7 protein-coding genes are annotated in these 6,703 nt (G+C 55.5%); 2 read left to right on the top strand and 5 right to left on the bottom strand.

All coding sequences use genetic code 11. From position 1 onward, the window contains the following. The first annotated feature begins 287 nt into the window (after positions 1-287). Entirely contained in the window at positions 288-1,583 is a 1,296-nt protein-coding gene (locus tag HMPREF0372_RS01510; protein ID WP_024724724.1) for a hypothetical protein, read from the top strand. A gap of 377 nt (positions 1,584-1,960) precedes the next feature. Here HMPREF0372_RS01510 and HMPREF0372_RS01515 read toward each other — a convergent pair whose 3' ends face one another. From HMPREF0372_RS01515 to HMPREF0372_RS01530, 4 genes are all read right to left on the bottom strand, one after another. Further along, positions 1,961-2,398, bottom strand: coding sequence for a hypothetical protein (locus HMPREF0372_RS01515; RefSeq protein WP_007488353.1), 438 nt, complete (start codon positions 2,396-2,398; stop codon positions 1,961-1,963). A 17-nt stretch (positions 2,399-2,415) separates the two neighbouring features. After that, positions 2,416-3,336 carry a DUF4367 domain-containing protein gene (locus tag HMPREF0372_RS01520; protein ID WP_009259690.1) on the bottom strand — a complete coding sequence of 307 codons (921 nt, stop codon included), beginning with the start codon at positions 3,334-3,336 and terminating at the stop codon, positions 2,416-2,418. Positions 3,337-3,381: 45 nt separating this feature from the next. Next, a complete protein-coding gene (locus HMPREF0372_RS01525) occupies positions 3,382-3,891 on the bottom strand; it encodes an RNA polymerase sigma factor (protein WP_024724722.1) in 510 nt (169 codons plus the stop codon). A gap of 106 nt (positions 3,892-3,997) precedes the next feature. Continuing rightward, a complete protein-coding gene (locus tag HMPREF0372_RS01530; protein ID WP_007488359.1) occupies positions 3,998-4,726 on the bottom strand; it encodes a nitroreductase family protein in 729 nt (242 codons plus the stop codon). Positions 4,727-4,761: 35 nt separating this feature from the next. Here HMPREF0372_RS01530 and HMPREF0372_RS01535 point away from each other — a divergent pair, with 35 nt between their 5' ends. Beyond that, a complete protein-coding gene (locus tag HMPREF0372_RS01535) occupies positions 4,762-5,607 on the top strand; it encodes an RluA family pseudouridine synthase (protein WP_007488361.1) in 846 nt (281 codons plus the stop codon). On the opposite strand, the gene HMPREF0372_RS01540 is transcribed toward HMPREF0372_RS01535, so the two are convergent. Continuing rightward, positions 5,604-6,614 carry a zinc-binding metallopeptidase gene (locus HMPREF0372_RS01540; RefSeq protein ID WP_039996475.1) on the bottom strand — a complete coding sequence of 337 codons (1,011 nt, stop codon included), beginning with the start codon at positions 6,612-6,614 and terminating at the stop codon, positions 5,604-5,606. The genes HMPREF0372_RS01535 and HMPREF0372_RS01540 overlap by 4 nt on opposite strands. Between the last annotated feature and the right edge of the window lie 89 nt (positions 6,615-6,703).

Consider the following 6,703-nt stretch of genomic DNA (forward strand, 5'->3'; position numbering starts at 1 on the left):
TAAAGGAAGAAGGGCATCCAGGTTTGCTGCCCTCCTTAAATTTCAATAACAGACCTGGCCTACGTAAAAAATTATAGATGAAGTGTAATATTTTGATCCTCCAGACTGATATAGAGACAAAGAGATCCAACAGGAAGCTATTCTTGAAATGTGCGTGCATAAAACACATAGAAGGGGTGAGCCCAATGGGAATGATTTAAGCGCCTGCTATGAGCAAAGTACACGACCAGCGGCAAAGAACCCATCATCCAGTCCCCGATAGGGAAATGAAAATGGGAGGATTCAAAATGATGCTGAAGAAAAAAAGGGGTTATATTGGAATACCAACGGTTTTGGTGCTTGCAGTGCTCCTGTCGCTTCTGTCGCCAATGGCACTGGCAACCAGTCTGACAGATACCATTTCTGAAACGGGCATTACCGCTGTAGTGGAATATGAACCCGGCACGGAAGTCTCGCAGATGCCGTTTTTTAATGGGCTGGCTACAAGAGGAGAAGACGCGCCAAATGTGACCGCAGAATTTAGCTATAATTTAGTTTTGAATGAAACTGCGGAAAACATTAAGGCGTCCGTGGAACTCCAATTCTACAGTGGAGACACGACGTATGAGACTCATCTGGAGGGCCAACTGGAGCAAGTAGAACTTTCTGATGACATTACTCTAATTGAAGGGGGGCCGCTGGAGGGCGAGATCTCCATAGGCACAGAAACCTACCATATTATGTCTTCGTTCCAGAAACGGATAGGTACGGAAGGGGCCTGTTTAGGTATTTCAATGAAAAAACAAGATAGTGAGGAGTTCCCTGTATTTCTTAGAGTCGGTGAATCCGTTTATACAGACGAGATAAAAGCACTGCATCCTCTATATTCCGAAGATACGAATGATTTAGATGGTCAGTTAGCGCTGGCAAGTACCCCTACGACGCCAAAAGGATATAAAAAAGTGGAAGTGTTTACCCTGCCGGTGCCAAAAAATAACTACGGACTCAGTGGGCCGGGAATGGATTTTTACGCATACTTTAAACCGGAAGGGGCTATTTCTGAGGCAGGGAATGACACTAGATATAGTCTTTTGCTACTTGCGCCATATACTTACTGTGAAGAATTATCGGATCAAGTAGATTTAGCAAATGTTTATTTGAGTCAGGTTAAAATTATCGGTACTACCACAAAGGATTGTGCTTTTCTCAGATTTTATGAAGCCCCGCCGGGGGTGGATACTGGTGAATCGGATACAGTATTTTCTCTCTTATCAGCTGCTTTATCCATTTTGGGCATTTTTAAAGATGCCGCAGGGTATGTTGGTGTAGTACTAGAAACCTTAAATACGATACTGCCACAAGCAAGTAAAATGGAAATCGACCCATTTGGAACAGAGGCTATTTTTAAAATGGGACTTAGTGTCGCAGACCAGGGCATAAATTTTGATGTAGTTCCGGCAGCAGTATGCTTCCGAATGGATCCTGGAGAGCACAAGACTTACGAAGTAGAGATCGAACCTACGGTGGAATATATATATCGATCCTATGAAACGCTATACTATTTTGACGTAAATACAGTAACTACATTAGAGCTTGACTGTTAACACCAAGGTAAATATGAAATTAAAGAGCGTGCATAGCACACGAGTAGGTTTTTTTACTTCATTAGGTTGTTTGATATTTCTCTTGATTGCATCTCTGATATCAGGCGAGGTGTTCTTTGGATCGGCCATAGTCACAGTGAATTGTGTATGGCTGGGACGATATGCTCGTCCTAAATGTCCTTACTGTGAAAAGCGATTTCCAATGTGGGGGCGAAATATCACAGTGTGCCCTCATTGCGGCAAACATTTTAAGGAAGAGGAAACAGACGAGTTCTAATAAACCGGCTGATGGAATGCGAAGTCATTCCATCAGCCGGTTATAATACAAATAAACGATCATTACAAAATAGAAAAAATATAGTTGGTAATAGAGCTATTTATCTTTTTGCCGTAACCGCGGAGGAGGTGGGAGTGGTACGGCTGTCGATGCCGTTGGCGTCTCTGGCAAAGACTTCGGCTGTCACCCGGTATTGATGTCCGATGGTTCCCTGATACGAAAGGGTCCTGCTGTAGCTGGAGCGGTTTTCGGCGGTCATCCAGCTTTCGCCCTCGTACTCTTTGGCGGTGCTCCAGGTCCTTCCGCCATCGTCGGACTCCTCCAACAAAATGTAGCTGGCGCCCAGTTCTGAAACACGTTGATTTGCGACGACGGAAATCGTTATTTCAACGGCGCCGCGGTCACCCGCGAAAAGCGTGGCAGAATATCTCGTAAGATAGGAACTTGCCCGCTCAACCGCCGAAGCATGGATGACGAAGCCTGTGCAGAAGGCCAGCGCAAAAATTGCTGCACAGATGCAGCGCAGAGATTTTTTCATAGTTGACTGCTCCTCTCTTATGTATAAATAGAATCAATGATTGTGATCATTTCCTGTTCGGTCAACGGTCCCGTAATAGAGCACTCACAGGTACCGTTCACCCAGGCAGCCACCCGTACATTCACATTCGACATGATGTAGTGGACAATGCCGTTTTTGGTGTACTCGATCACAGAGGAACCATCTTTTTCAAAGATGGATGAGGAAAAGGTGCCGTCCATTCGATAGGAATACATAAGGTTCAGGATGCTCTGACCGCTGCTGTAGGAGGCAGTGAATACGACCTGTCCGGTTGAAGGGCTGGCCTCCACATAGTCCAGCACATACCCCTCCGGAATCCAGGACGGGGCCAGCGGTTCAGAAATGGAGTGGGCGTCAAAAGCATCCTGAAGCGTGGGGTATTGCTCCACTTCGTAGATCAGAACCCCATCAATGTCAACAGGAACTGCGGAAACCGCGGAAGTTGCAGGGCCTGCCGGGGCAGCAAAGCGGAATGTCTCCTCCGTCCATCGCCCGATTGCACCGAACACGTCGATGCCAGCGGCCTGTGCACAAAACATAGTGAATACGGCGACGATGGCCGCAACAACGACAACTCTTGCGAAGGCTCTGCGGAAACGGAATCCATGAGATCCTCTTTGGGGAACCTCCGGTTTGGGCAAAATGTCCTCGTCGAATAAAATCGCATGCTGTGAACGGAACTTTTCCCATGACCGTTCCACATCAAAATCTTTTTCGAGAGGAGCTTTTTTGTCCAGGGCGGCCAGATAGGAGTCAATCACATCCTCATCATAGGTAAGGTCTGTCATTTCATCCATCCTGGCTTCCAGCTCTGTCAACAGCTCGTCCGCTGTTTTGTCGCACAGATGTCCTTGGATTTGAGAGACGTTGCCCTTCCCTCTGCCCGACTGGTGTGGGGCTCGTTTCTTCTCGGGCATCATGACACCTCCTTCTTAGGAATATCAGAAAGACTGATAGAAACATTACATCAATTCTGAAAAATCTGTTTCTTTTTCCGCCAGCTTTTTATAGTGTTGCTTTGCCCGGAACATCTGAGTCCGGCAGGTCAGGATCGGAATCTTCAGCCGTGCAGAAATCTCCTCGTAGGACAGCCCTTCCTCATAGAACCAGACCAACAGATCCTGTTCCCGCTGGGTGAGGCCCGGCGGCAGTATATCGCGCAGAGAAAAAAACTGTTTTGGAGGGGCGCTGATTTGAGTGATTTGTTCCTCTATGGAAATTTCATGGCTAGATTGCTTCTGGTTCCTGTCCATAGAATGGCGGATTAGGTTTTGAACGACTTTCATCAGCCACCCGGAGGGGTTTGGATGAACTCTTACGGTATCAAACCGAGCCAGGAGCAATAAGAATGCCTCCTGTACGACATTCTCAGCCTCGTCTTTATCGCCCAGCCGGCGGAAAGCGACCTTATACAGTTTGAGGGCATTGGCTTCATAAAGTTCCTTCACCCATGCTTCATCTGCTGGACTCATAAGCATCTCTCCTCCCGGTTGGCTGGTACCGGCTCCATTTTACCGAAGCAGGCTGGAAAATGCAATCCCGCCCCCGGTTTCCAGCCAAAACCGGGAGCGGGCGTTTTTACGGCAGAAAGGGCTTGAGGTACTCGGCCATGGAGCGGGACATCTCGCGGGAGAAATCGGAGTTGTACTTGCGCTTGCAGAAGGCGTCCAGCCACGCACCGTAGGGCCGGGCTCCGGCGTTGTCGGCCAGCATAGCCTCCAGCTCGGCCGGCTCCATGCGGCGGTAGGCGTTCTCGTGGACGATGTGCTCCAAGGCGCGGCGGCGGGGCTTTTCCCGCTCCTGCTGCTGCTGCGTGGGGTAGCCAAACACCAGCAGGGCGGCGGGCACCACGTACTCCGGCAGGCGGAGCAGGGTCCGGTGGGTCTCCACCTGCTCCAGAATGTCGCCGATGTAGCAGGAGCCGATGCCCAGGCTCCATGCGGCGGTGACGGCGTTCTGGGCGGCGATATTGGCGTCGGACAGGGCCAGCCACAGGTCGCCCGGCCCGGGGCGGCGGGGGGAACAGCCCCCGGCGGCAAAGGCGTCGTACCACTTCTGGCAGTCGGCGCAGAAAAGGAGCACCAGCGGGGCCTGGGCGATGAAGGGCTGGTGGTCGCAGGTGTCGGCCAACGTGTCCTTGACGGCCTGGTCGGTAATGTCTAAAATGGTATAGAGCTGCTGGTTCCCCGCCGTGGGGGCGGCGCAGGCCGCCTCCAGGATGGCCCGTCGGGCCTCCGGGGAAATGGGCCGGTCCAGAAAGGCCCGCACCGACTTGCGGGCGTGGAGCTGGGACAGAACTTCGTTCATAAAAATCCCTCCTAGGATGTGATGGTGTGAAAGAGATGCAGTTTACCGTGGAGCGGGGCGGCCCGCTGCTGCCCTTCCTGCTGGAGCACGTGAAGGGGAGCCGCAACCATGTCAAGTCGCTGCTCGCCCGGGGACAGGTGCAGGTGGACGGGACGGCCGTCCGCCGCCACGACCACCCCCTCGCCCCCGGCCAGCGGGTGAGCGTGCTCGCCCAGGGGGCGGAGGCGCGGCGGGCCCCCTTCCCGGTGCTCTATGAGGACGGGCGCATCCTGGTCATTGACAAGCCCTCCGGCCTGCTGAGCATGGCCAGCGACCGGGAGAAGGTGCGCACCGCCTACCGCATGGCGGGGGAGTACGTGCGCCGCACCAGGCCCGGAGGGCGGGTGTTCATCGTCCACCGGCTGGACCGCGACACCTCCGGCGTGCTCCTGTTCGCCAAAGACGAGGAGGCCAAGCGGGCCTACCAGGAGCACTGGGATGCGCTGGTGCGCCGCCGGGGCTATCTGGCGGTGGTGGAGGGCCGGCCCCCCAGGGAGGAGGACACCATCCGCACCCTTCTGCGGGAGAACGCCGCCCACAAGGTGTACTCCGTCCGCTCCGGCGGCAGGGAGGCGGTGACCCACTACCGCACCATCCAGGCGGGGCGGGAGTACACCCTGCTGGAGGTGGACATCGACACCGGGCGCAAGAACCAGATCCGCGCCCACCTGAGCGAGCTGGGCTGCCCCGTGGCGGGAGACCGGGACTACGGCGCGGCCGCCAGCCCGCTGGGCCGCCTGTGCCTCCACGCCCACGAGCTGGCCCTGACCGACCCCTTCACCGGGGAGGAGCGGAGGTTCCGCTCCGGGGCCCCCCGGGGCTTCCGCGCGCTGGTCTGCTAGAGACCCAGCCGGGCCCGGGCCTGGGTGCGGAACTCCACCAGCTCGGGATAGCGGTAGAAAAAGTTCAGCTTCTCCTCCCAGACGGCATCCCCCTCCGGGGCGTCCCACAGGACAAAGTAGGTGAAGCTCTCCGCAATGTCCTCCGACGGGTCGGTGGAGGCGTAGTCGGTGACGAAATCCGCCTGGTGCCGGAGGTAAAAGCCATAGCTGTCCGGATTGGCCAGGCGGTCATGCAGGTAGTCCGTCCAGAAGGTGTGGTAGAAGTCATCCAGATAGGAGCCGGACCGGGCGACCATGCCCTCCTCGCAGTACCGGGCGCCGCTCTCCGGAGCGCCGTAGTCCGCCTGGGTGTCGTTGAGGGTGAGGTAGTGGGTATACTCGTGGAGGACGGTTTCGGTAAACCAGTCCAACTCCCCGGCATCCGCCGGGTCCACTGCCAGTTCCCACCGCGTCCCTGTGTCATCCAGGGGGGAAACATAGGCCAGGGTTTCATCCAGACCGTCGGTAAAGACAGTGAAGCGGGAAAAGCCGTCCAGGGCCCCCTCGGGCAGAAGGGCGTTCACCTGTGCCCACAGGGGACGGTAGACATCCTCCCCAGAGGTCAGCCGGAGGCCGCCGTCCGGCTCCACGGCATAGTCGGCCAGCGGGCGCTCGGCGGGAGAGGCATAGCCCCAGGACCCGCCGCCCCCCAGGTATTTGAGCGTGTACCGCTCATAGAGCCGGTTGAGGCGGTCCACCAGATTGGCCTCCTCAGTGGACAACTGCCACCGTGCTTCCGCCTCCCGTGTCTGGCGCAGGGGGAGGAGCTGTTCCACAAGGGTATGTACATGGGCCAGCTCCGCCTCGGAGAGCAGGCCGTCCAGCTCCCCAAGCTGGGCGGAGGCCAGCGCATCGGCGGCGGGATTTTCCACAGATACACCAGAGGATGTGGAAAACTTCTCCGGTTGTTTGCAGCCAGCCAGGAGAAGCAGGGGGAGCAGCGCCAGGAGGGCGCGGCGCTTGACCATGGGATCACCTCCGTGTTGGATTATTTCCGCCATTGTACCACAGGACGGTGAAAAAGAGAAGGGCGGCGGGACGCTTAATGCGTCCCGCC

Origin of the sequence: Flavonifractor plautii ATCC 29863 (assembly GCF_000239295.1) — a bacterium.
Lineage (GTDB): Bacteria > Bacillota > Clostridia > Oscillospirales > Oscillospiraceae > Flavonifractor > Flavonifractor plautii.